The 20,603-nt window shown below is 57.4% G+C and carries 24 protein-coding genes and 1 tRNA gene; 3 read left to right on the plus strand and 22 right to left on the minus strand.

Annotated features, from left to right (window positions below; translation table 11 throughout):
* Positions 1–162: 162 nt before the first annotated feature.
* The 18 genes from ACA057_RS24975 to ACA057_RS25060 form a co-directional block, all read right to left on the minus strand.
* Positions 163–238 (minus strand) — tRNA-Lys (locus ACA057_RS24975).
* Positions 239–301: 63 nt separating this feature from the next.
* The gene (gene queC, locus ACA057_RS24980) at positions 302–994 is read right to left on the minus strand and encodes a 7-cyano-7-deazaguanine synthase QueC (protein WP_497343204.1); all 693 of its coding nucleotides are present in this window, start codon (positions 992–994) and stop codon (positions 302–304) included.
* Between the two features lies 1 nt (position 995).
* On the minus strand, positions 996–1,643 hold the full coding sequence (queE, locus tag ACA057_RS24985; protein ID WP_059406078.1) for a 7-carboxy-7-deazaguanine synthase QueE: 648 nt from the start codon (positions 1,641–1,643) through the stop codon (positions 996–998).
* 166 nt (positions 1,644–1,809) lie between these two features.
* Positions 1,810–2,658, minus strand: coding sequence for a tol-pal system protein YbgF (ybgF, locus tag ACA057_RS24990; RefSeq protein WP_497343206.1), 849 nt, complete (start codon positions 2,656–2,658; stop codon positions 1,810–1,812).
* A gap of 6 nt (positions 2,659–2,664) precedes the next feature.
* Positions 2,665–3,162: a peptidoglycan-associated lipoprotein Pal gene (gene pal, locus ACA057_RS24995; RefSeq protein ID WP_003178634.1), complete on the minus strand. Its 498-nt coding sequence runs from the start codon at positions 3,160–3,162 to the stop codon at positions 2,665–2,667.
* A 52-nt stretch (positions 3,163–3,214) separates the two neighbouring features.
* Positions 3,215–4,516: a Tol-Pal system beta propeller repeat protein TolB gene (tolB, locus tag ACA057_RS25000; RefSeq protein WP_497343208.1), complete on the minus strand. Its 1,302-nt coding sequence runs from the start codon at positions 4,514–4,516 to the stop codon at positions 3,215–3,217.
* The gene (gene tolA, locus ACA057_RS25005; protein WP_497343210.1) at positions 4,513–5,592 is read right to left on the minus strand and encodes a cell envelope integrity protein TolA; all 1,080 of its coding nucleotides are present in this window, start codon (positions 5,590–5,592) and stop codon (positions 4,513–4,515) included. Before tolA ends, tolB begins: the two co-directional genes overlap by 4 nt.
* Complete coding sequence (gene tolR / locus ACA057_RS25010) at positions 5,592–6,044, minus strand: protein TolR (protein ID WP_166656030.1); 453 nt, start codon at positions 6,042–6,044, stop codon at positions 5,592–5,594. Before tolR ends, tolA begins: the two co-directional genes overlap by 1 nt.
* Positions 6,045–6,067: 23 nt before the next feature.
* Positions 6,068–6,763 (minus strand): protein TolQ, encoded by a 696-nt coding sequence (tolQ, locus tag ACA057_RS25015; RefSeq protein ID WP_008147369.1) that lies wholly within the window; start codon positions 6,761–6,763, stop codon positions 6,068–6,070.
* Complete coding sequence (gene ybgC / locus ACA057_RS25020; protein ID WP_059406067.1) at positions 6,753–7,220, minus strand: tol-pal system-associated acyl-CoA thioesterase; 468 nt, start codon at positions 7,218–7,220, stop codon at positions 6,753–6,755. The genes tolQ and ybgC overlap by 11 nt, the downstream gene beginning before the upstream one ends.
* Before the next feature lie 127 nt (positions 7,221–7,347).
* Complete coding sequence (ruvB, locus tag ACA057_RS25025; RefSeq protein WP_059406066.1) at positions 7,348–8,409, minus strand: Holliday junction branch migration DNA helicase RuvB; 1,062 nt, start codon at positions 8,407–8,409, stop codon at positions 7,348–7,350.
* The gene (gene ruvA / locus ACA057_RS25030) at positions 8,410–9,027 is read right to left on the minus strand and encodes a Holliday junction branch migration protein RuvA (RefSeq protein WP_007897033.1); all 618 of its coding nucleotides are present in this window, start codon (positions 9,025–9,027) and stop codon (positions 8,410–8,412) included.
* Positions 9,028–9,142: 115 nt separating this feature from the next.
* Entirely contained in the window at positions 9,143–9,667 is a 525-nt protein-coding gene (gene ruvC / locus ACA057_RS25035) for a crossover junction endodeoxyribonuclease RuvC (protein ID WP_401364337.1), read from the minus strand.
* A gap of 131 nt (positions 9,668–9,798) precedes the next feature.
* Positions 9,799–10,545 (minus strand): YebC/PmpR family DNA-binding transcriptional regulator, encoded by a 747-nt coding sequence (locus tag ACA057_RS25040; protein ID WP_253550918.1) that lies wholly within the window; start codon positions 10,543–10,545, stop codon positions 9,799–9,801.
* 122 nt (positions 10,546–10,667) lie between these two features.
* Positions 10,668–12,443, minus strand: coding sequence for an aspartate--tRNA ligase (aspS, locus tag ACA057_RS25045; RefSeq protein ID WP_059406063.1), 1,776 nt, complete (start codon positions 12,441–12,443; stop codon positions 10,668–10,670).
* A gap of 107 nt (positions 12,444–12,550) precedes the next feature.
* The gene (locus tag ACA057_RS25050; RefSeq protein WP_010457489.1) at positions 12,551–12,772 is read right to left on the minus strand and encodes an FmdB family zinc ribbon protein; all 222 of its coding nucleotides are present in this window, start codon (positions 12,770–12,772) and stop codon (positions 12,551–12,553) included.
* A 137-nt stretch (positions 12,773–12,909) separates the two neighbouring features.
* Positions 12,910–13,248 carry a ribbon-helix-helix domain-containing protein gene (locus ACA057_RS25055; RefSeq protein ID WP_497343215.1) on the minus strand — a complete coding sequence of 113 codons (339 nt, stop codon included), beginning with the start codon at positions 13,246–13,248 and terminating at the stop codon, positions 12,910–12,912.
* 259 nt (positions 13,249–13,507) lie between these two features.
* Positions 13,508–13,978, minus strand: coding sequence for a Dps family protein (locus ACA057_RS25060; RefSeq protein WP_084318959.1), 471 nt, complete (start codon positions 13,976–13,978; stop codon positions 13,508–13,510).
* Between the two features lie 309 nt (positions 13,979–14,287).
* Between ACA057_RS25060 and ACA057_RS25065 the strand changes: the two genes are divergently transcribed.
* Positions 14,288–14,890, plus strand: coding sequence for a cold shock domain-containing protein membrane protein (locus ACA057_RS25065; protein WP_401364348.1), 603 nt, complete (start codon positions 14,288–14,290; stop codon positions 14,888–14,890).
* 140 nt (positions 14,891–15,030) lie between these two features.
* Here ACA057_RS25065 and ACA057_RS25070 read toward each other — a convergent pair whose 3' ends face one another.
* Positions 15,031–15,237 carry a SlyX family protein gene (locus ACA057_RS25070; RefSeq protein WP_008029236.1) on the minus strand — a complete coding sequence of 69 codons (207 nt, stop codon included), beginning with the start codon at positions 15,235–15,237 and terminating at the stop codon, positions 15,031–15,033.
* Positions 15,238–15,240: 3 nt separating this feature from the next.
* Positions 15,241–15,666 (minus strand): HIT domain-containing protein, encoded by a 426-nt coding sequence (locus tag ACA057_RS25075; protein WP_497350016.1) that lies wholly within the window; start codon positions 15,664–15,666, stop codon positions 15,241–15,243.
* A 914-nt stretch (positions 15,667–16,580) separates the two neighbouring features.
* Here ACA057_RS25075 and ACA057_RS25080 point away from each other — a divergent pair.
* A complete protein-coding gene (locus tag ACA057_RS25080; RefSeq protein WP_497343218.1) occupies positions 16,581–17,927 on the plus strand; it encodes an OprD family porin in 1,347 nt (448 codons plus the stop codon).
* 138 nt (positions 17,928–18,065) lie between these two features.
* Here the strand turns inward: ACA057_RS25080 and ACA057_RS25085 are convergent, their stop codons facing one another.
* A complete protein-coding gene (locus ACA057_RS25085) occupies positions 18,066–18,908 on the minus strand; it encodes a mechanosensitive ion channel family protein (RefSeq protein WP_401364362.1) in 843 nt (280 codons plus the stop codon).
* Positions 18,909–19,045: 137 nt separating this feature from the next.
* Positions 19,046–19,531 carry a YajQ family cyclic di-GMP-binding protein gene (locus tag ACA057_RS25090; protein ID WP_007906601.1) on the minus strand — a complete coding sequence of 162 codons (486 nt, stop codon included), beginning with the start codon at positions 19,529–19,531 and terminating at the stop codon, positions 19,046–19,048.
* A 141-nt stretch (positions 19,532–19,672) separates the two neighbouring features.
* Between ACA057_RS25090 and ACA057_RS25095 the strand changes: the two genes are divergently transcribed.
* Positions 19,673–20,590, plus strand: a complete 918-nt coding sequence (locus ACA057_RS25095) for a putative 2-dehydropantoate 2-reductase (protein ID WP_497343220.1) — start codon at positions 19,673–19,675, stop codon at positions 20,588–20,590.
* Positions 20,591–20,603 lie beyond the last annotated feature (13 nt).

Below are 20,603 nucleotides of genomic sequence, written 5' to 3' on the forward strand. Positions count from 1 at the left end.
AGCTGCGCAAGGCTACAGAATATCCCGTTGATGCAAAAGATGATTCTGACCTGCGCCACGCGGTGCAGCCCTGGCTCGGGCCAACCTTAAATCGCGGACAAAAAAAAATCCGGAAATCCTCACTTGCGTGGGCCTTCCAGACTTTTAAAACTGCTACAAAAATGGTGGGTCGTGTGGGATTCGAACCTACGACCAATTGGTTAAAAGCCAACTGCTCTACCAACTGAGCTAACGACCCGCTGTGTGGTGGCGCGTATAATACTGATTTTTAAGGACTATTCAACACCTAATTTGAAATAAATCAAAAATAAGGTGTTGGGTCGCTGATTCCGGCTGCCGCAAAGCCTTCTGCACGCAGGCGGCAGCTGTCGCATTTGCCGCAAGCACGGCCATTATCGTCCGCCTGATAGCAGGAAACCGTCAGGCCGTAATCAACGCCAAGCTTCACGCCCGCCTGGACGATCTGCGCCTTGCTGAGGTTTTGCAGCGGTGCCTGAATACGGAAACCGTTGCCTTCGACACCGGCCTTGGTCGCCAGATTGGCCATGCGCTCGAAGGATTCGATGAACTCGGGACGGCAATCCGGGTAACCGGAGTAGTCCACCGCGTTCACACCGATAAAGATGTCGCGAGCGCCAAGCACTTCAGCCCAGCCCAAGGCCAGGGACAAGAAAACGGTGTTGCGTGCTGGCACGTAAGTCACCGGAATACCTTCGCCCGCCTCTTCCGGCACATCGATGCGGGTGTCGGTCAATGCCGAACCGCCGATACCGTTCAGGTTCAGGCCGATCACCTTGTGCTCAACCACACCCAGGTCGCGAGCGACAAGGGCGGCGGCGTGCAACTCGGCGTGAGAGCGCTGGCCGTAATCGAAGCTCATGGTGTAGCAGCTGTAGCCTTCAGCACGAGCCATGGCCACGACGGTCGCCGAGTCCAGACCGCCGGACAGCAGGATGACCGCACGTTTTTCAGCAGTGTTCAGTTGTTCTGTCATTTCAGCGCCCCGGCTCGTCATTCCAAAGATATTTATGCAGCTGCAATTGCAGACGCACAGGCAGGTTGTCAGCCACCACCCAGTCAGCCAGGTCCCGTGCATTGAGATCATGGTGACTTGGCGAGAACAGGACTTCGCCGGCACGTCGATCAAGACCGTACTGGATCAGCTTGGACACCGCCCAGTCGTAGTCTTCCCGCGAGCAGATGACAAACTTCACCTGATCGTTGGGCGTGAGCAGTTCGATGTTCTCGTAGCGGTTGCGGTGTGCTTCTTTCGACCCCGGGGTTTTCAGATCGACAACGCGACTGACCCGAGAATCTACCGCCGAGATGTCGAGGGCACCACTGGTTTCCAGTGACACTTCGTAACCGGCGTCACACAACCGCTTGAGCAATGGAATGGCGTTGGGTTGCGCCAACGGCTCGCCGCCGGTGACACAGACATATCGCGGACGAAAACCCGCCACTTGTTCGAGGATGTCGTCGAGCGGGCGAATGGTACCGCCCGTGAACGCGTAGGCGCTGTCGCAGTATTGGCAACGCAACGGGCAACCGGTCAGGCGCACAAACACAGTGGGCAGCCCGGCAGTCCGCGTTTCACCCTGCAACGAGTAGAAAACTTCGGTAATTCTCAATGTGTCTTGCATAGTCGCCACGGGCATAACAGCTAAACAGGCTGTCCGCCTCCGTCAGGCACTTCAAGGAACCCCGCCACCGCGTAGATCCCCAAAAGCGTGTTTCATAAAAAGGGCGTGAATTCTAACGAAAAAACCCGCGACAAGCGCGGGTTTCTTCGAAACAGGTCAAGCTGCCTTACATTTTCTGCAGATCGCGCTGGGCCAGCTGAGCGGCGGAAGTGCCCGGATATTGGGCCACGACCTGCTGCAGAATGCCTTTGACCTTGTCGGTATGACCGAGGCGGCGCTCTACATCAGCGAGCTTGTACAGCGAGTCAGGCACTTTAGGGTGCTTGGGGTACAGCTGCGAAACCTTGGCAAATGCCTGACCTGCACCTTGCAGATCGCCTTTGGCCAGGTTCACTTCGCCCAACCAGTACTGGGCATTGCCCGCGTATTGGCTGTTCGGGTACTTGCGCAGGAAAGCGGCAAAAGCCTGGCTGGCCTTGTCGAAATCCTTGGCTTTGATCAGGTCGAAGGCTGCATCGTAATACAGTTTTTCCTTCGCCGGATCAGCCGGCTCGCTACCCGCGGCGGGTGCTTGAGCGGCTGCCGCTCCTGCACCTGCGCCTGCGCCTGCCGCTGCTGCACCGGGGGCGTTCAAACTGCCACCGGTGGAAGAATTTTCAGGAGTCGCGGCTGGTGCAACGCCGGTTCCTATGCGCCGATCAAGATCCTGATATCGCTCCAGGCTCTCTTGCTTCATGCGCGCTACTTCATTTTGCAGAACTTCAATCACACCCTGTTGGCGCGAGATCTGCTCTTGCATGGATTGCAGCTGGTTGAACAGCTCGCCCTGTGCCGAGACAGGGGCCGAAACCCCTCCCCCGGCATAGGCGCCGTTCGTACCGTAACCCGCAGGCGGATAACTGGTCCCGCTATTGTTATAGCCGGAATCGTTATCGACCACAGGAACCGCAGCCCACACCGCAAGCGGTGCAAGGCTGAGAGCCAGAACAGTTACAGCACGACGGCACGTTCGCATGACGAATTACTTACGCAGTTCGACGCGACGGTTTTGAGCCCAGGACTGCTCGTCGTTGCCGGTAGCAACTGGACGCTCTTCGCCGTAGGAAACCAGTTCCAGCTGAGCTGGGGAAACACCTTGCAGTACCAGGTAACGCTGAACGGCTTTCGCACGACGCTCGCCCAGTGCCATGTTGTACTCACGAGTACCACGTTCGTCGGTGTTGCCTTCCAGAACAACGCGAGCGCCGTTTGCTTTCAGGTCTTTGGCGTGAACGTCCAGAGCGCGCATGGCTTCTGGCTTCAGGTCCGAACTGTCGTATTCGAAGTAGAAAGTGGTGATTGCGCGCAGTGCAGCTTCTTCGCTCAGGGAGCCGTCAACTGCGCCAGTGTTTGCGCCGTAACCAGCGTTTGGATCTACAGCGCCTTCACCGGCATTGTCGCCGCCTTTGGACGAGCAACCTACAGCTACAGCCATGGCCAGAGCCAGCGCAGCAAATTTACCAAACTTCAGCATTTCCATCGTGAAACTCCTAATGAACCCCAGTGTGTTAAGTAAAACGTATAGCGCCGCGTCAGTTCAGGTAAGGGGACCAGGAAGGTTCTCTGACTTCGCCTTGTGCGGTAGGAAGCGGGAGCCTTACGCGTCCATTAATGGACACGAGCATCAAGACTCCCCGGCCCTGCTGGCGGGTGGCGTAGATTACCATGGTGCCGTTGGGCGCAACAGTAGGCGACTCGTCCAGAGTGCTATCAGTGAGGATCTTTACACTACCTCGCTGCAAATCCTGGGCTGCCACCTTGAAATTGGTGAAGCCGTCCTGGCGGTGAATCATCACCAGGGTCTTTTCGTCAGCCGACAATTTAGGGTTGGCGTTGTAGTTACCGATGAAGGTCACGCGTTCCGCACCGCCACCACCAACGCTGGTTTTGTAGATCTGTGGCTTGCCGCCACGGTCGGAGGTGAAGTAGATGGTCGAGCCATCCTTGCCCCAGAACGGTTCGGTGTTAATGCCGGGACCGTTGGTGACACGAGTGATCTGACGCGAACCCAGGTTCATCACATAGATGTCAGGGTTGCCGTCTTTCGACAGTACGAATGCCAGTCGCTGACCATCCGGCGACCAGGCTGGCGCGCCATTCAAGCCTTCGAAGTTGGTGATCTGCTCACGGCGACCGGTATCGATGTTCTGCATGAAAATGCGCGGACGCTTCTGCTCGAACGATACATAAGCGATGCGCTTGCCATCCGGTGCGAAACGCGGCGACAGGATCGGCTCGCGCGATTGCAGCAGCGTCACGGCGCGGGCACCGTCATAGTCCGAACGTTGCAGCGTGTAGCGCGTGTTCTTCTCGGAGAAACGCTCGGCAGTCACGTACAACAGGCGAGTCGAGAACGCACCTTTAATACCGGTGAGTTTTTCGAACGACTGGTCGGCGATGTAGTGGGACATGTCGCGCAGTTGATCAACGCTGCCCGACACGCTGCCGGTCAGCACTTGCTGCTCGGTGGCGACGTTGAACAACGCGTACTGAACCTGCAGGCGACCGCCTGCCGGCGCAATGCTGCCGACCATGATGTACTGGGCGCCAACGGCCTTCCAGTCACGGAAAATGATTTCGCTGGCCTGGCTCGGCTGGCTGATCATGTTCTGCTTTGGAATCGGCGCGTAGTAACCCGAGTTGCGCAGGTCGTTACCGATGATTTCGGCCATGTCGTCCGGCAGCACGGTGCCGCCCTGGAAACCAAATGGCACGACGGCAATTGGAGTTGCCTGGGAGCTGCCACTGCTGACCAGGATATTTTTTTCATCTGCCGTGGCCAGGCCTGCAAAGCAGACCAAGACTACAAGCAGTCCTCGAAGAAGGTTTCTCACAAGGCTAGATCCTCAGGTGTGAATGTCATCTTGAATGAACGATAGGGTGCGAAATCAGCTGGCTTCAGACCCTGCATTTCGGTCAATCGACCAATATTTTTTACTGCCGCTACCGCTGAACTGTCGAACGGCACATCACCACTGGAACGGGCAACCGAGACTCCGGAGATCGTTCCGTCAGGCAGCATGCTGATCTGCAGGATCACTTTCATGCCCTTGCGGGCCGACGGTGGCTGCGCCCAACCTTCAGAAGCGCGCGAACGAATCAGATCATCGAAGTTACCCGCGACTTCGTCGCCCTGCTCATCCGCCAAGGCTTGCTGACGCTGCGGCGTATCGGAAAGCAAATCTGCCAGGGCCTGAGCCTTTTTGTCTTCGACCGATTTACGTGCCGCTTCCTGCGATTTCTTCTTCGCAGCATCGGCAGCCGCTTTCTTCTTCGCGTCTTCGGCGACTTTCTTCTTCGCCTCTTCAGCTTCAGATTTCTTCTTGGCGTCTTCCGCGGCTTTCTTCTTCGCGTCTTCGACTATCTTTTTCTTCGCTTCTTCAGCGGCCGCTTTCTTGGCCTCTTCTTCAGCCGCTTTCTTGGCGTCTTCTTCCGCTTTCTTCTTGGCTATATCAGCCAATTGTTTCTCTTCGGCCTTTTTGGCTTCGGCGGTCTTCTTCGCTTCATCGGCTTTCTTGGCTTCATCAGCCTTTTTTGCCTCTTCCGCTTTCTTCGTCTCGTCGGCCTTCTTGGATTCTTCGGCTTTTTGAGCCGCGTCTTCCTTCTTTTGTTCCGCGGCTTTGATCGCTTCCTGTTCGATCTTCTTCTGTTCCATCTGTTCGACTTCAGTCTGACGCGCGGCAGATTTCTGCGCTTCGCCGGCAATCTTCTGATTGGTCTGGGTGGTCGCCCGACTTTTCGATTTCAGCTGGTACAAGGTCGCCTGGACAATCGGCTTGGCAGGCGGCAGCTCTGGCGTGAAGGCGAAACTGACGAACAGCATGCCGAACACCAGCACGTGCAAGACAATCGCCAGGACACTAGGCCAGAAATAGCTTTCCGAGGCGGACGGCTCTCGCATTTGCTGCATCAGGGTGCCTCGGTAATCAAGCCAACATTACCGACCCCGGCTTTCTGCAATCCGCCCATGGCGCCCATGACGGAACCGTAGTCGACGGTCTTGTCGCCGCGAATGAACACCTGGGTCCGCTTGCCGCCTTCGGTACCGACACGAATGATCTTGGTCACGGCGTCGGTCATCTGCGGCAAGGTCATGGCCTTGTCCTGCTGTTTTTCGGTGTCGACTTCGCTGCCAAGGTTCCAGTAGTAGGTCTTGTCAGCCTTGATCGAAATGGTCAGGACCTGGGTGTTGTTGTCTTGCGGCAAGGCTTCGCTGGAAACCTTGGGCAGATCAACTTTCACGCCCTGATTGAGCATCGGCGCGGTCACCATGAAGATGACCAGCAGTACCAGCATCACGTCGATGTAAGGCACCACGTTCATCTCGGCAACCGGCTTGCGCTTTTTGCGAGCTCGAGCGATTAAAGCCATTGGAAATTACCTGCTTATTCTTCGCTGGTGTGCACTTTGCGGTGCAGGATCGCCTGGAATTCATCGGCGAAGGTGTAGTAACGGCCCAGCAGGGTTTCGCTGCGAGCAGCAAAACGGTTGTAAGCAATAACGGCCGGGATGGCGGCGAACAGACCGATCGCGGTTGCAATCAGTGCTTCGGCAATACCGGGGGCCACGGTGGCCAGGGTCGCTTGCTGGGCAGTGGCCAGGCCACGGAAGGAGTTCATGATGCCCCAGACCGTACCGAACAGACCGATGTACGGGCTGACGGAACCGACAGTGGCCAGGAACGGCAGGCTCTGTTCGAGCTTTTCTTCTTCGCGGGAAATGGCCACGCGCATGGCACGGGCCACGCCTTCCATGACCGCTTCCGGATCAACGCCAGGCTGCTGACGCAGACGGGAGAATTCCTTGAAGCCGGCACGGAAGATCTGCTCGACGCCCGAATCCGGGTCAGGGTTGCTGCCGGCCTGACGGTAGAGTTTGGACAGGTCGATACCCGACCAGAAGCGCTCTTCAAAGCTCTCCAGGGCACGTCGACCGGCGCGCAGCAGGTTGCTGCGCTGAAAGATCATGATCCATGAGGTCACCGATGCGGCTACCAGGATCAGCATTACCAGTTGCACCACGATACTGGCATTGCTGACCAGGCTCCACATGGAGGAATGGTCGACGACGTTAGCTTCCACGCTTTATCTCCTGCTTTGAGTGTGTACCCGCGCCGCTCACGTCGGCAAAGGCCGCACGTAGAGCTTCGGGAATGGCCCGGGGTTTTAAACTGTCAGTGCGCACACAGGCCACCAAAAACTGCCCTTCGCAGAGCAGCGCATTATCCGTAGCCCGCCTGACCTGCTGCTTGAAGCGCAGGCTGACACGGTTCAATTCGATTACTTCAGCGCTTACCAGCAGTTCGTCATCCAGTCGCGCCGGCGCGTGGTAACGCGCTTCGCTGGAATGCACGACGAACAACAGGTCCTCCCCTGCCAGCTGGGATTGGGCAAAGCCCAGCTCCCGGAGCCGCTCGGTTCGAGCCCGTTCCATAAACTTGAGGTAATTAACGTAATACACGATGCCGCCCGCATCGGTGTCCTCGTAATAAACGCGACAACGAAGTGCGAAAGGCTCAAGCCCGTTTTGCGCGCGCATACTCTAGTGCTTACTCCTCAGGTTGCCAATCCGGCCAGGCAACTGTTTTTCAATGTTCTGCGGCTTTCTCGCGAAAGTACGGTCCTAGGACAGCACAATGCCCGAAAATTCTGCACGCAAAGGTTAATTAATCGTCCACGGCATCAAGGAACTCGTCTACCACGGGCATCTCGCCCAATCGTGACGGAATGTTTAAACCGAAATGCAGGTATGCATGCCGTGTGACCACCCGCCCCCGTGGCGTGCGCATGATATAGCCCTGCTGGATCAGGTACGGCTCCAGCACGTCTTCGATGGTGTGACGTTCTTCGCTGATGGCAGCCGCCAGGCTGTCGACGCCGACCGGGCCACCGTCGAACTTCTCGATCATGGTCAACAACAGACGTCGATCCTGATGATCGAAGCCACGTTCATCGACATCCAGCAGGTTCAAGGCCAGGTCGGCAATCGGTTTGGTGATGTGGCCTTTGGCGCGAACCTCGGCGAAATCCCGTACCCGGCGCAGCAAACGGTTGGCGATCCGTGGCGTACCACGGGCACGGCGAGCGATTTCGAAGGCGCCTTCCGGGTCCAGCGGCAAGCCGAGGATAGCCGCCGAACGGCTGACAATCGTTGCCAGGTCGGCCGTGTTGTAGAACTCCAGGCGCTGGACGATGCCGAAACGGTCGCGCAACGGGTTGGTCAGCATGCCGGCCCGCGTCGTTGCACCCACCAGGGTGAACGGCGGCAGATCAAGCTTGATCGAACGCGCCGCCGGCCCTTCACCGATCATGATGTCGAGCTGGAAATCCTCCATCGCCGGGTACAACACTTCTTCGACAATTGGCGAGAGCCGATGGATCTCGTCAATGAACAGCACGTCGTGCGGCTCAAGGTTGGTCAGCAGCGCCGCCAGGTCGCCGGGGCGCTCAAGCACCGGGCCCGAGGTGCTTTTGATCGACACCCCCATTTCCTGGGCGATGATGTTCGCCAGGGTGGTTTTACCCAGGCCCGGCGGGCCGAAAATCAGCGTGTGGTCCAGAGACTCGTTGCGCCCGCGAGCGGCCTGGATGAACAATTCCATTTGCTCGCGAACGGTCGGCTGGCCAATGTATTCGGCCAGGCTGACGGGACGAATCGCCCGGTCCTGGACTTCCTCGCGGTCGCGCGGGCCCGGCGTGGCGGCAATCAGACGATCAGCTTCAATCACTTAGATCATTCCCTTCAGGGCACGACGAATCATGTCTTCACTGCTCAAACCTTTCTCCTTGATCGCGGAAATCGCCTTGCTGGCCTCCTGAGGCTTGTAGCCCAGGGAAATCAGCGCGCTGACCGCGTCATTTTCGGCGGTGGCCACCGGGGCCGGGGCGTCCGGGCCACCCGGCTGGTTGGGCACCAGGGCAAACATCGCCGGTACGGTTTCCCAGGCCTTGAAGCGATCCTTGAGTTCCACCAGCAAACGCTCGGCAGTCTTCTTGCCCACGCCCGGCACCTTGGTCAGCGCCGAGGTGTCCTGGGACTGCACGCAACGGACCAGCTCGTCGACTTCCAGGCTCGACATCAAGGCCAGGGCCAATTTCGGGCCTACACCATTGAGACGGATCAACTCGCGGAAAAAGTCTCGCTCACGCTTGCCGAAGAAGCCATAGAGTAACTGCGCGTCTTCGCGTACGACCAAATGGGTGTGCAAGGTCAGCGGTTCACCGACCGACGGCAAGCGATACAGCGTGGTCATGGGCACTTCCAGCTCATACCCCAGACCGTTTACATCCAGAATCAGGTGCGGCGGCTGTTTTTCAGCCAGGGTGCCGCGCAAGCGTCCAATCACGTTTCAGATCCTTGAGCGTTGGCCAGCGCTGCGGCTGGCGACTGAAAGAACAAGGGTTTTGCGCCGACAACCCAGGCGCAAAACCCTCATTCCCTAAAAATGATTGCTGATGCTATCAGAGACGCAGGCGCCCGCCACGACTGCGTGCCGTGCCCAGGCCATGGGGCAACAGGCTGGAACGGGTGTGAGCATGGCAAATAGCAATGGCCAGGGCGTCCGAGGCATCGATTTGTGGCTTGCTGGTCAGTTTCAGCATGTGCATGACCATCATCTGCACCTGCTCTTTATTTGCCGCACCGGTGCCGGTGACGGCCTGTTTGACCTGGGTCGCGGTGTACTCAGCGATTTCCAGGGCTTCTTCCGCGCCGGCGACGATGGCGGCGCCACGGGCCTGGCCGAGTTTCAGCGCAGAGTCGGCGTTGCGCGCCATAAAGACTTTTTCGATGCCCATGGTCACCGGGCCGTAGGTCTGGATGACTTCACGCACGCCGCGATAGACGATTTGCAGACGCTCGTGCAGCTCGCCGGAGCCTGTGCGGATGCAGCCTGAAGCCACATAGATGCAGCCGCGTCCGGTATCGCGTACCACGCCGTATCCGGTGATGCGCGAACCGGGGTCGATACCAAGAATTAAAGTCATAACGCCTGCGGGTTTATAGATATGTAGGAGCGAGCTTGCTCGCGATGGTCGTTAACGACAACTCGGACAACCTGAATGAACGTGCCCGCTCTCAGGTTTATCGCGAGCAAGCTCGCTCCTACAGGGGCGAATCAACCGAGCTGAGCGGCGACCGACTCTGGAATGTCCGCGTTGGAGTAGACATTTTGCACATCGTCCAGGTCCTCAAGCATGTCGATCAGCTTGAGCACCTTCTCGGCACCTTCCAGATCCAGTTCGGCACTGGTGGTCGGCAGCATCACGATTTCCGCGTCATCGCCTTTGAAACCGGCCGCTTCCAGGGCGTTACGCACCGAGTAGAAACCAGCGAACGAAGTGAACACATCGATTGAACCGTCTTCGTGGGTCACCACGTCATCGGCATCGGCTTCCATCGCTGCTTCCATGAGCGCGTCTTCATCCACGCCCGGAGCGAAGGAAATCTGCCCCTTGCGCTCGAACAGGTAGGCCACCGAACCGTCAGTCCCCAGGTTGCCGCCGCACTTGCTGAACGCGTGGCGAACAGCGGCTGCGGTGCGGTTGCGGTTGTCGGTCATGCACTCGACCATCACCGCCACGCCGCCCGGGCCGTAGCCTTCGTAGGTCAGCTCGACCATGTCGTCGGTATCGGCAGCGCCGGCACCGCGGGCCACCGCGCGATCAATGATGTCGCGGCTCATGTTCGCACCCAGCGCCTTGTCCAACGCCAGGCGCAGACGCGGGTTGGAGCCTGGATCAGCGCCGCCCTGACGGGCCGCAACGGTCAGCTCACGAATCCACTTGGTGAAAATCTTGCCCTTCTTGGCATCCTGACGTTCTTTGCGGTGCTTGATGTTCGCCCACTTCGAATGACCCGCCATATCTCGCTCCGAATTCTCTTTGAAACATTGCCCGCCGCGCTTGTTCGCGCAGGCCAGCAAGAAAAAAATCTCGACCTATAAAAAAGGCGCATCCCAATAAGGATGCGCCTTCAGGGTCAGTCTTACTCAGCCTTTGGCGTTTCGCGCAGACGAATGTGCAATTCGCGCAATGCCTTGGCATCTACCGCGCCCGGGGCCTGAGTCATGACGTCAGCCGCGCTCTGGGTTTTCGGGAACGCGATCACTTCACGGATCGACTGGGCGCCAGTCATCAGCATCACCAGACGGTCCAGGCCGAAGGCCAGGCCACCGTGCGGTGGCGCGCCATATTTCAGGGCGTCGAGCAGGAAGCCGAACTTCTCTTCCTGTTCCGCTTCATTGATACCCAACAGGCGGAACACCGTCTGCTGCATTTCCTTGCGGTGGATACGGATCGAACCGCCACCCAGCTCGGTGCCGTTCAGGACCATGTCGTAGGCACGGGACAGAGCGGTCGCCGGGTTGGCTTCGAGTTCTTCCGGGGTGCACTTCGGCGCGGTGAACGGGTGGTGCAAGGCGGTGAAGCTGCCGTCGTCGTTCTCTTCGAACATCGGGAAGTCGACGACCCACATTGGCGCCCACTTGCAGGTCAGCAGGTCCAGGTCGTTGCCGACCTTGATCCGCAGCGCACCCAGGGCTTCGCTGACGATCTTGGCTTTGTCGGCACCGAAGAACACGATGTCGCCATCAACCGCGCCAACGCGATCGAGGATCACATTGAGGTTGGCTTCAGGGATGTTCTTGACGATAGGCGACTGCAGGCCTTCGACGCCCTTCGCGCGCTCGTTGACCTTGATGTACGCCAGGCCCTTGGCACCGTAGATGCCGACGAACTTGGTGTAGTCGTCGATCTGTTTGCGCGGCATGCTCGCCCCGCCAGGAACGCGCAAGGCAGCAATGCGGCATTTCGGGTCGTTGGCCGGGCCGCTGAACACTTTGAAGTCGACTTCTTTCAGTTGGTCGGCAACGTCGACCAGTTCCAGCGGGTTACGCAGGTCCGGCTTGTCGGAACCGTAACGACGCATGGCCTCTTCGTAGGTCATGTGCGGGAATTCACCGAACTCCAGATCCAGCACTTCCTTGAACAGGTTGCGGATCATGCCTTCGGTGATGCCGATGATGTCTTTTTCATCGAGGAAGCTGGTTTCGATGTCGATCTGAGTGAATTCAGGCTGACGGTCGGCACGCAGGTCTTCGTCGCGGAAGCACTTGGCGATCTGGTAGTAACGATCGAAGCCGGCAACCATCAGCAGTTGCTTGAACAGCTGCGGTGATTGCGGCAAGGCGAAGAAGGAACCGGCGTGAGTACGGCTCGGCACCAGGTAGTCGCGAGCGCCTTCCGGGGTCGCACGGGTCAGGATCGGCGTCTCGACGTCGAGGAAGCCGTTCTCGTCCAGGTAGCGGCGGATGCTGGTGGTCATGCGCGAACGCAGACGCAGCTTCTCGAGCATTTCCGGGCGACGCAGGTCGAGGAAGCGATAACGCAGGCGGGTTTCTTCGCCGACGTCGGAGTACTCGTTGAGCGGGAACGGCGGGGTTTCCGCTTCGTTCAGCACTTCCAGTTCGTAACCCAGCACTTCGATCATGCCCGACGCCATGTTGGCGTTGGTGGCACCGGCCGGACGCAGACGCACCTTGCCGGTGACCTTGACCACATACTCGCTGCGCACGCGGTCGGCGACGGCGAAGGTTTCAGCGCGGTCCGGGTCGAACACCACCTGGGCCAGACCATCACGATCACGGATATCGAGGAAAATCACCCCACCGTGGTCACGGCGACGGTGAACCCATCCGCAAAGGGTAATTTCCTGGCCTTCCAGGGCTTCGTTCAGTTGGCCGCAATAATGGCTGCGCATCATGGTCGTGGTTTCACTTCTCGTAATTCGAAATTCGGTTGGAGCACTTGCGCACATCAGGTGCTGGATGATGCAAGCGCTCACACGTGTCGTTCAACAGGCTCTAGACCCTAGTCAGCTTTGTCGCCGCCGGCCAGGTTCTTCTTTGAACCGGTCTTGAAATCGGTTTCGTACCAGCCGGTGCCGCTAAGGCGGAAGCCCGGCATGGACAGCATCTTTTTAAGCTCTGGCGCCTGGCAGGCAGGGCAGTCGACCAGCGGTGCTGCGCTGATCTTTTGAATGGCTTCCAACTGATGACCACAGGAAGCACATTGATAGTCGTACATCGGCATGGGGGTTGTCTCGGCGATCAGATTGCTACCGTAAACGCAGGGTTTTGCGGCAAAGAGCGGGATTATATCCATTAAATGCAGCCTGTGCAGCCGTAAGACTGCACAGACCGACACTCTGCCCTTTCCACCGCCAACGGCTACGCCATGACAGTGCAACTCCCTTCCTTCAAGCTGTGCACCACGCAGACAACCCGCACCAGCCCGCTGAAATTTTTCACCCCGCCGTGACGCAGATGCACCTCGCGGTCCACGTGGGACAACAGCGCACTGACCGAGCAGCAATTGACCTTGGCCATTTCGCCCAAAATATCCCAATACACCTGTTCAAGTCGCAAACAGGTGGCAAAGCCATTCAAACGTACTGATCGAGACAGGGGTTGGGCCAACCCCATATCGAACTCGCTGACAAACGGGTCAACCCTTACATCCTTGAGTGGACCGCCCCGCCCCTCGCTTTTCCTGTTTTCAGAAACCATACCGTTGACACTCCTTTGCCATCCCTGGTTTTTACAAGAGCCATGTTCTGGTTCTTATAAAAACGCAGGCGCAAAGGTATATCCAGATGACTTTTTGACCATCAACGTAGGATAAGCCAACAACGCAGGGCGGATCGTGGAGCGCGTCCTACTCCGGCCGTTTTCCTACACAACCAGGCGCAAGGTCATTCAACAGAAAAAGCATCATAGGACAGCGCGCGAACAACGCCTGATAGAAGTCGCCCGCGCACTGACAGGGTTACTGATCCAGCAGTGAACGCAGCATCCACGCGGTTTTCTCGTGAACCTGCATGCGCTGGGTCAGCAAGTCGGCGGTGGGTTCGTCGCTGACTTTGTCGAGCAAGGGGAAGATTCCGCGTGCCGTACGCGTCACGGCTTCCTGACCCTCGACCAGTTGTTTGATCATGTCTTCGGCGCTGGGCACACCCGATTCTTCCTTAATGGAGGAAAGCCGCGCATAAATAGAATAGGCACCGGGAGCCGGAAACCCGAGGGCACGAATGCGCTCGGCAATCGAATCGACAGCCAGGGCCAACTCGTTATATTGCTCCTCGAACATCAGGTGCAAGGTCCGAAACATGGGCCCGGTGACGTTCCAATGGAAGTTATGGGTTTTCAAATAAAGTACATAAGTGTCCGACAGCAGACGCGAAAGCCCATCAACAATGGACTTGCGATCTTCTTCACTGATACCGATATCGATTGCCATGCTTTTCCCCTAAAGGTGATGAACATTCATCCAACAGGTGCAGGACCACTCTAGCAAGCCTGCCGCCACGCCGCAGCCCCGGATGACCCGGCAAGCTGCGACAAATCGCCCCCGGTGCACCGCTGGACTCCTTGATTTGAGTAGCCTGCGGCTTTGCTGTTAAATAGGCAGTGTGTCGCTGGCACCTATTTTTCCGGGTGCTGCGCATAGGCTGATACCAGGTACGTGCCCAACGCCTCTTATTGTTCTGAAGCGAACCGTGCCTCCTCAGCTCTTCCTTGTGATCCGTCTTAACGTGAGTTAATCAAAATGTTGAAAATCGTCCACCTGCTAATGGGCGCAGCAGCTTTGCTGCTGTCCTTCATCCCTAGCCTGCGATCCGAAGCTGTTCCTTACCTGCAACAACCCGATGCGCTGTACCTGGCCTTTTTCGGCCTGCTCAACCTCACCCTCGCTCCGGTTATCCCTTACTGGAACAAAGGCCCGCGTCATCAATTGCAGAACCTGGTCAGCGCCCTGCTGGTTCTGACTGTTCTCTTGCAAACCTTGACGCTGCTCGCGCCGATGCCTGTCATCGCCGGTCAACCTGCCGTTCTGTTCAGCCTGGTCGCTGCCCTGATCGCCGTTCTTCTGCACCTGGCCATCAGCTTCTACAAATCTTCACCGGCCGCCGCCTCGCCAAGCTACGACATGAGCAACCGCGATACCGGTACCGTCAAGTGGTTCAACACCTCCAAAGGCTTCGGCTTTATTTCCCGTGATTCCGGCGATGATATTTTCGTGCATTTCCGGGCTATTCGCGGCGAAGGTCACCGCGTCCTGGTCGAAGGCCAGCGCGTGGAGTTCTCCGTCATGAATCGTGACAAGGGCCTGCAAGCCGAAGATGTCATCGCCGCCTTGCCGCGACGCTGATTCAAGGCTAAAAAAAACCGCGAGCAGCCTGGCTGTTCGCGGTTTTTTATTGCGCGGCTTTTAATACCGGGCAATGGCCGTAATGCGGTTCACGGTCAATGCAGGAGCGAGCGTTAGCCCGCCGCAAGGGCGGATACGCCTCAATAATGAGGCGGCGGCGCCTCTTCTTCGAACGTCTCGAACTGACCGGCCATTTCTTCTTGCCGCTTGAGCAATGCCGCCATTTGCAGTTGCAGACGCTCAACCGCACGTTGCTGAGTCGCCAGCACATCACTCAATGCCTGGATGGTGTCATCCTGAAACGCCAACTGGCTCTCCAGATCGGTAACGCGTTCTTCCAGGCTCATGACTCAACCCTCCAGAAACGTGAAATCTTCGGTCAACACCAACCGCAGCCGCTCGCGAATCGCCGCGACCTGCTCCGCACTATACGGGGTGGCCGGGTGTTTGCCCCAGATCGGCGCTGGCCAGGCGGCATCCTCATGCTTGCGCACAATCACATGCACGTGCAGCTGGCTGACGACGTTACCCAAGGCGGCGACGTTCATCTTATCCGCGCCGAACGACTCCTTGAGCCGCTGCGCCAGCACGGTCGACTCCTGCCACAGCTGCTGTTGATCTGCGACACCCAACTGAAATATCTCACTGATATCCTCGCGGCGTGGCACCAGGATGAACCAGGGGTAGTTCGAATCGTTGGACAACAGCAACCGGCAGAGAGGGAAGTCCCCGATCGGTAGCGAGTCTTGTTGAAGTCGTGGATCTAAAGTAAACACTGCGCGCACTCCCGCCTGGTCATCAGTTTTCAGCTTAGCGCCCATCTCCAGAGAGAGCGCACCAAGCGACAGGACGGCAGCATACCTGCGATCGAGGCGTGCTTCACGACCAACCCATGTCGAAACGGCAGGAAAATCTGCGAACGTCCAGCCCCACGCCCCGACATGAGACATTTTTCACTGGAGCGCACCATTACAGAACCAATCACCTTACAAAGCGCGCCGAAATGACTGATTAGCAAGGATGTGTTCAAATCTTCCAGGTGGCCCCACTGTATGAATTCAGTACAGCGATTAAGATTTTTTGCACCAAAACCGCACAGTGCGTCTACGCTGAGTCGTTCGGACATCCGCCTTTTACTCACTGGAGGGGTGAACCGGTAACGTTTTTGGTTGTCACCCTGCCAACCAGGAGGGCGCAACACGATGCAACCATGGCGTCAAGCCCGCACAAAAGGTGCTTGAAACTCCCGGTTTTATGAGGTTTTTACAGCAACAGGCAGGCCATCAAAAAAAAACAGCTGCAGATTTCCGGTTTGTGCACGCTTGTTGCATTCACACCCACATCGCCTGTAATGCGTCCGCTGGAAGTGGAAGCATTCAGGCAAATAAAAACAGTGGCAGGGTTGCCCGATGGAGATTCAAACGTTTCACCAGGGACTCTTTTTACCGACGCTCAAGCCCTGGAAAACAGCGCTAAAGTTGTCAGCCCGCTTGCGTCGGGGCTGTAAATTTGCGACATCTACCAAGCTGTTTGCGACAGGGTCGTAAAGAAGCCGAAAGGATAGATCCGCAAGTATCGCCAACATGGTCGGCGTGATATAAGTTTGCGCCGACACAAAAAGAAAGAGCCGCCCAGATAATAAAACAGGTGGGACGGCAGTACTCTTCTAAAACCAAAGGAGCAAATCACGATGCGCGTGATGAAGTGGAGCATGATCGCACTGGCAGTTGCAGCAGCAGCCAGTACTCAAGTGGCTACGGCCGCACCTTTCGTAAGTGACCAGGCAGAAGCCAAAGGTTTCGTTGAAGATAGCTCGCTGAACTTGCTGGTTCGCAACTACTACTTCAACCGTGACAACAAAGATGGCGCCCGCGACGTCAAAGACTGGACCCAAGGTATTTGGGGCAACTTCAGCTCCGGTTACACCCAAGGTCTGATCGGCGTTGGCGTTGATGCATTCGGTTACCTGGCCATCAAACTGGATGGCGGCGATGGCACTTCCGGTTCGGGTAACATGAGCCGTAGCGACACCGTTAACGCTAACGGCGGCCGCGACGTCAACGACAGCCAGGGTAAAGCCGGCGCTGCCGTTAAATTCCGCGTATCCAAAACCGAGCTGAAATTCGGCGACATGTCGCCAAGCACTGCTCCAGTATTCGCTGTTGGCGGCTCCCGTATCCTTCCGCAAGTTGCTAGCGGTTTCCAACTGCAAAGCAGCGAAGTCAAAGACCTTGACCTCGAAGCCGGTCACTTCTACTCGGGTTCCAGCCAGGACAAAAACGCCCGTGACGGCGGCGTGTTTGCAACCTACGCTGGCGTTGAAGCCAACACCATCGACTATTTCGGTGGTAAATACGGCATCACCGATAACCTTTCCGCATCGCTGTATGGCGCCAAGCTGGAAGACATCTGGAACCAGTACTACGCCAACGTGAACCTCACCACGCCGTTTGGTGGTGACACTTCGCTGAACACTGATTTCAACATTTACCGCACCACCGATACCGGTGAGGCGAAAGCTGGCGACATCAGCAACACCACGTTCTCGCTGGCAACCGCTCTGTCGTTCCTGAAAGCGCACACCATCACCCTGGCCTTCCAAAAGGTTAATGGCGATACCCCGTTCGACTATGTCGGTATCGGCAAGAACAACCGCGGCGGCGACTCGATCTTCCTCGCCAACTCCATCCAGTACTCTGACTTCAACGCCCCTAACGAAAAGTCTGCCCAGATCCGTTACGATCTGAAAATGGCTGAGTACGGCGTTCCAGGTCTGAGCTTCATGACCCGCTACGTGAAAGGCTGGGACATCGACGGTACCAAAACTCCAGCAGGCAGTGCTTACGCCGGTCTGTACGGTGAAGATGGCAAGCACAACGAAACCAACTTCGAAGCCAAGTACGTTGTTCAGACTGGCCCGGCAAAAGACCTTTCCTTCCGTATTCGTCAAGCATGGCACTTCGCTAACGCTGACGAAGGCGAAGGCGACGTGAAAGAGTTCCGTTTCATCGTCGACTACCCGCTGTCGGTTTTGTAATCGCAGTGGCTTAGTTAGCACGTATAAAAAAGGCCCATCTTCGGATGGGCCTTTTTTTTGGACGACTGCTTAACGCTGCAAAACTGATCCTTGCCACACCTGCCTGACTTAAAAGTCAGACATTAGTTAACGGATCAATCACTGCACCGCTGCTTCCTGAACCACACGGATAACCCGTTGTGGAAATGGAATATCAATGCCTGCGGTTTTCAAACGATCCCGGGACTGTTCGTTAAACATGAACATCACATCCCAATAATCCGCCGTTTTCACCCACACGCGCAGGGAAACAGTAATCGAACTGTCGCCCAAGGTAGAAATGACGGCCTGTGGAGCCGGGTCCGCCAATACGCGTTCGTCATTGGCCAGTTCCAGCAATACTGCACGGGCTTTTTGCAAATCCGCTTCGTAGTCCACACCCACATCAAACACAACTTTGCGGGTTGGCTGGCGATTTGTATTGGTAATGATACCGTTCGACAAGTTGCCGTTAGGAACGATGATGGTTTTGTTATCGCCCGTACGCAGCACAGTGTGGAAGATCTGGATGCTGTCGACGGTGCCGGCGACACCTTGAGCTTCGATCCAGTCACCGATGCGGAACGGACGGAACAACAGAATCAGCACGCCACCGGCGAAATTCGCCAGGCTGCCCTGCAAGGCCAGACCGATGGCCAGGCCGGCCGCACCAATGGCGGCAACGAACGAGGTGGTTTCCACACCGATCATCGACGCAACGCTGACGATCAGCAGCACCTTGAGAATGATGTTTGCCAGGCTGCTGATGAACCCTTGCAACGCCAGGTCGGCGTTACGCAATGCCAGCAGGCCGCCGAGTTTTTGCGTCACCTTGTTGATCAGCCACCAGCCCACGGCCAGGGTGATCACCGCCAGCAACACGCGGCTGCCATATTCCATGATCATTGGAATCCAGGCTTGAGACGCCTTGACCAGGTTGTCTACTTCAGCATTTAAATCCATCTTCTATCTCCTGGGTTAAGCACTGTCCGTGTGGGAGCGAGCTTGCTCGCGAAGAGGACATACCATTCGAAATCACCATCGAATGACACACCGCTTTCGCGAGCAAGCCCGCTCCCACAGGGTTCCCGCATCGAAAGTCAGTCGCGGAAGTTGTTGAACTGCAGCGGCATATCGAAAGTCTTGGCGCGCAGGGCAGCGATCGCCTCCTGCAAGTCGTCACGTTTCTTGCCGGTAATACGCACTTGCTCACCCTGAATGGCAGCCTGGACCTTGAGCTTGGCGTCTTTGACGTGAGCGACGATTTTCTTCGCCAGCTCTTTGTCGATGCCTTCCTTGAGGACCGCTTCCTGCTTCATCAGCTTGCCCGACGCATAGGCATCCTTGACTTCAAGGCACTGCACGTCGATTTTGCGCTTGACCAGCGCCAGCTTGAGGATCTCAATCATCGCTTCGAGCTGGAAATCGGCTTCAGCGGTCAGGTTGACGGTCAGGTCCTTTTCCTTGAACTCGAAGGTGCCCTTGCCTTTCAGGTCATAACGGCGATCGAGTTCCTTGACGGCGTTTTCGACCGCGTTGGTGACTTCGTGTTTGTCCAGTTCGGATACCACGTCGAACGACGGCATGTAATCTCTCCAATAAAAGGGCATGCTCGATCACGATGGAGCACACCTGGCTTGCGGTTAAAATCCGCGCTGATTATAACGGGTCTTTCCGATCATTCACTGCGAGCCTCCGATGCGCGCCTTAAACAGAGCAAAAAGCTGATGTCCACCACTTGGCATGTTCTGGGCGCCGGCAGCCTCGGCACCTTATGGGCCACGCGTCTGGCACGGGCCGGCGTGCCGGTTCGCCTGATTTTGCGGGATGCTGCGCGCTTGCACGACTATGAGGCGGCGGGCGGGCTGACGCTGGTCGAACATGGTGAGGCGCAGCTCTATCCGGTGCCCGCCGAGACAGCCGACAGCCAGGAGCCGATCAATCGCCTGCTGGTGGCCTGTAAAGCCTACGATGCCGAAAAAGCCGTGGCCCAACTGGCGCCGCGCCTGGCCTCCGGTGCCGAACTGATTCTGTTGCAGAACGGCCTGGGCAGTCAGGACGCCGTCGCCGCGCAGGTGCCCCAGGCACGCTGTATTTGCGCGTCGAGCACCGAAGGTGCATTCCGTGATGGCGACTGGCGCGTCGTGTTCGCCGGCCACGGTTACACCTGGCTGGGGGATGCCGGGCATCCGGTGGCGCCCATCTGGCTGGATGACTTGAACGCCGCCGGGATTCACCACGAGTGGAGCACCGACATCCTGACCAGGCTGTGGCGAAAACTCGCGCTCAATTGTGCGATCAATCCCCTGACTGTGCTGCACGATTGCCGCAACGGCGGTCTGCAGGAACATCACTGCGAAGTCGCCACCCTCTGCGGCGAACTGACCGAACTGCTTGAACGTTGCGGGCAACCGGCAGCCGCCGAGGACCTGCAACAGGAAGTCGAGCGGGTCATTCATGCCACCGCCGCCAATTACTCCTCGATGTATCAGGACGTCAGCAACCGGCGCCGGACCGAAATCAGTTACCTGTTAGGTCATGTGTGCAAAGTTGCCACCCGGCATCAGTTGAACCTGCCGCACCTCAATCAGCTTGAATCGAGGTTGGTCGCCCATCTGCGCAGCCTTGGATTGCCCAGCGACTGAGCAGCGGCTACGC

The organism is Pseudomonas sp. LBUM1661, from assembly GCF_059695925.1.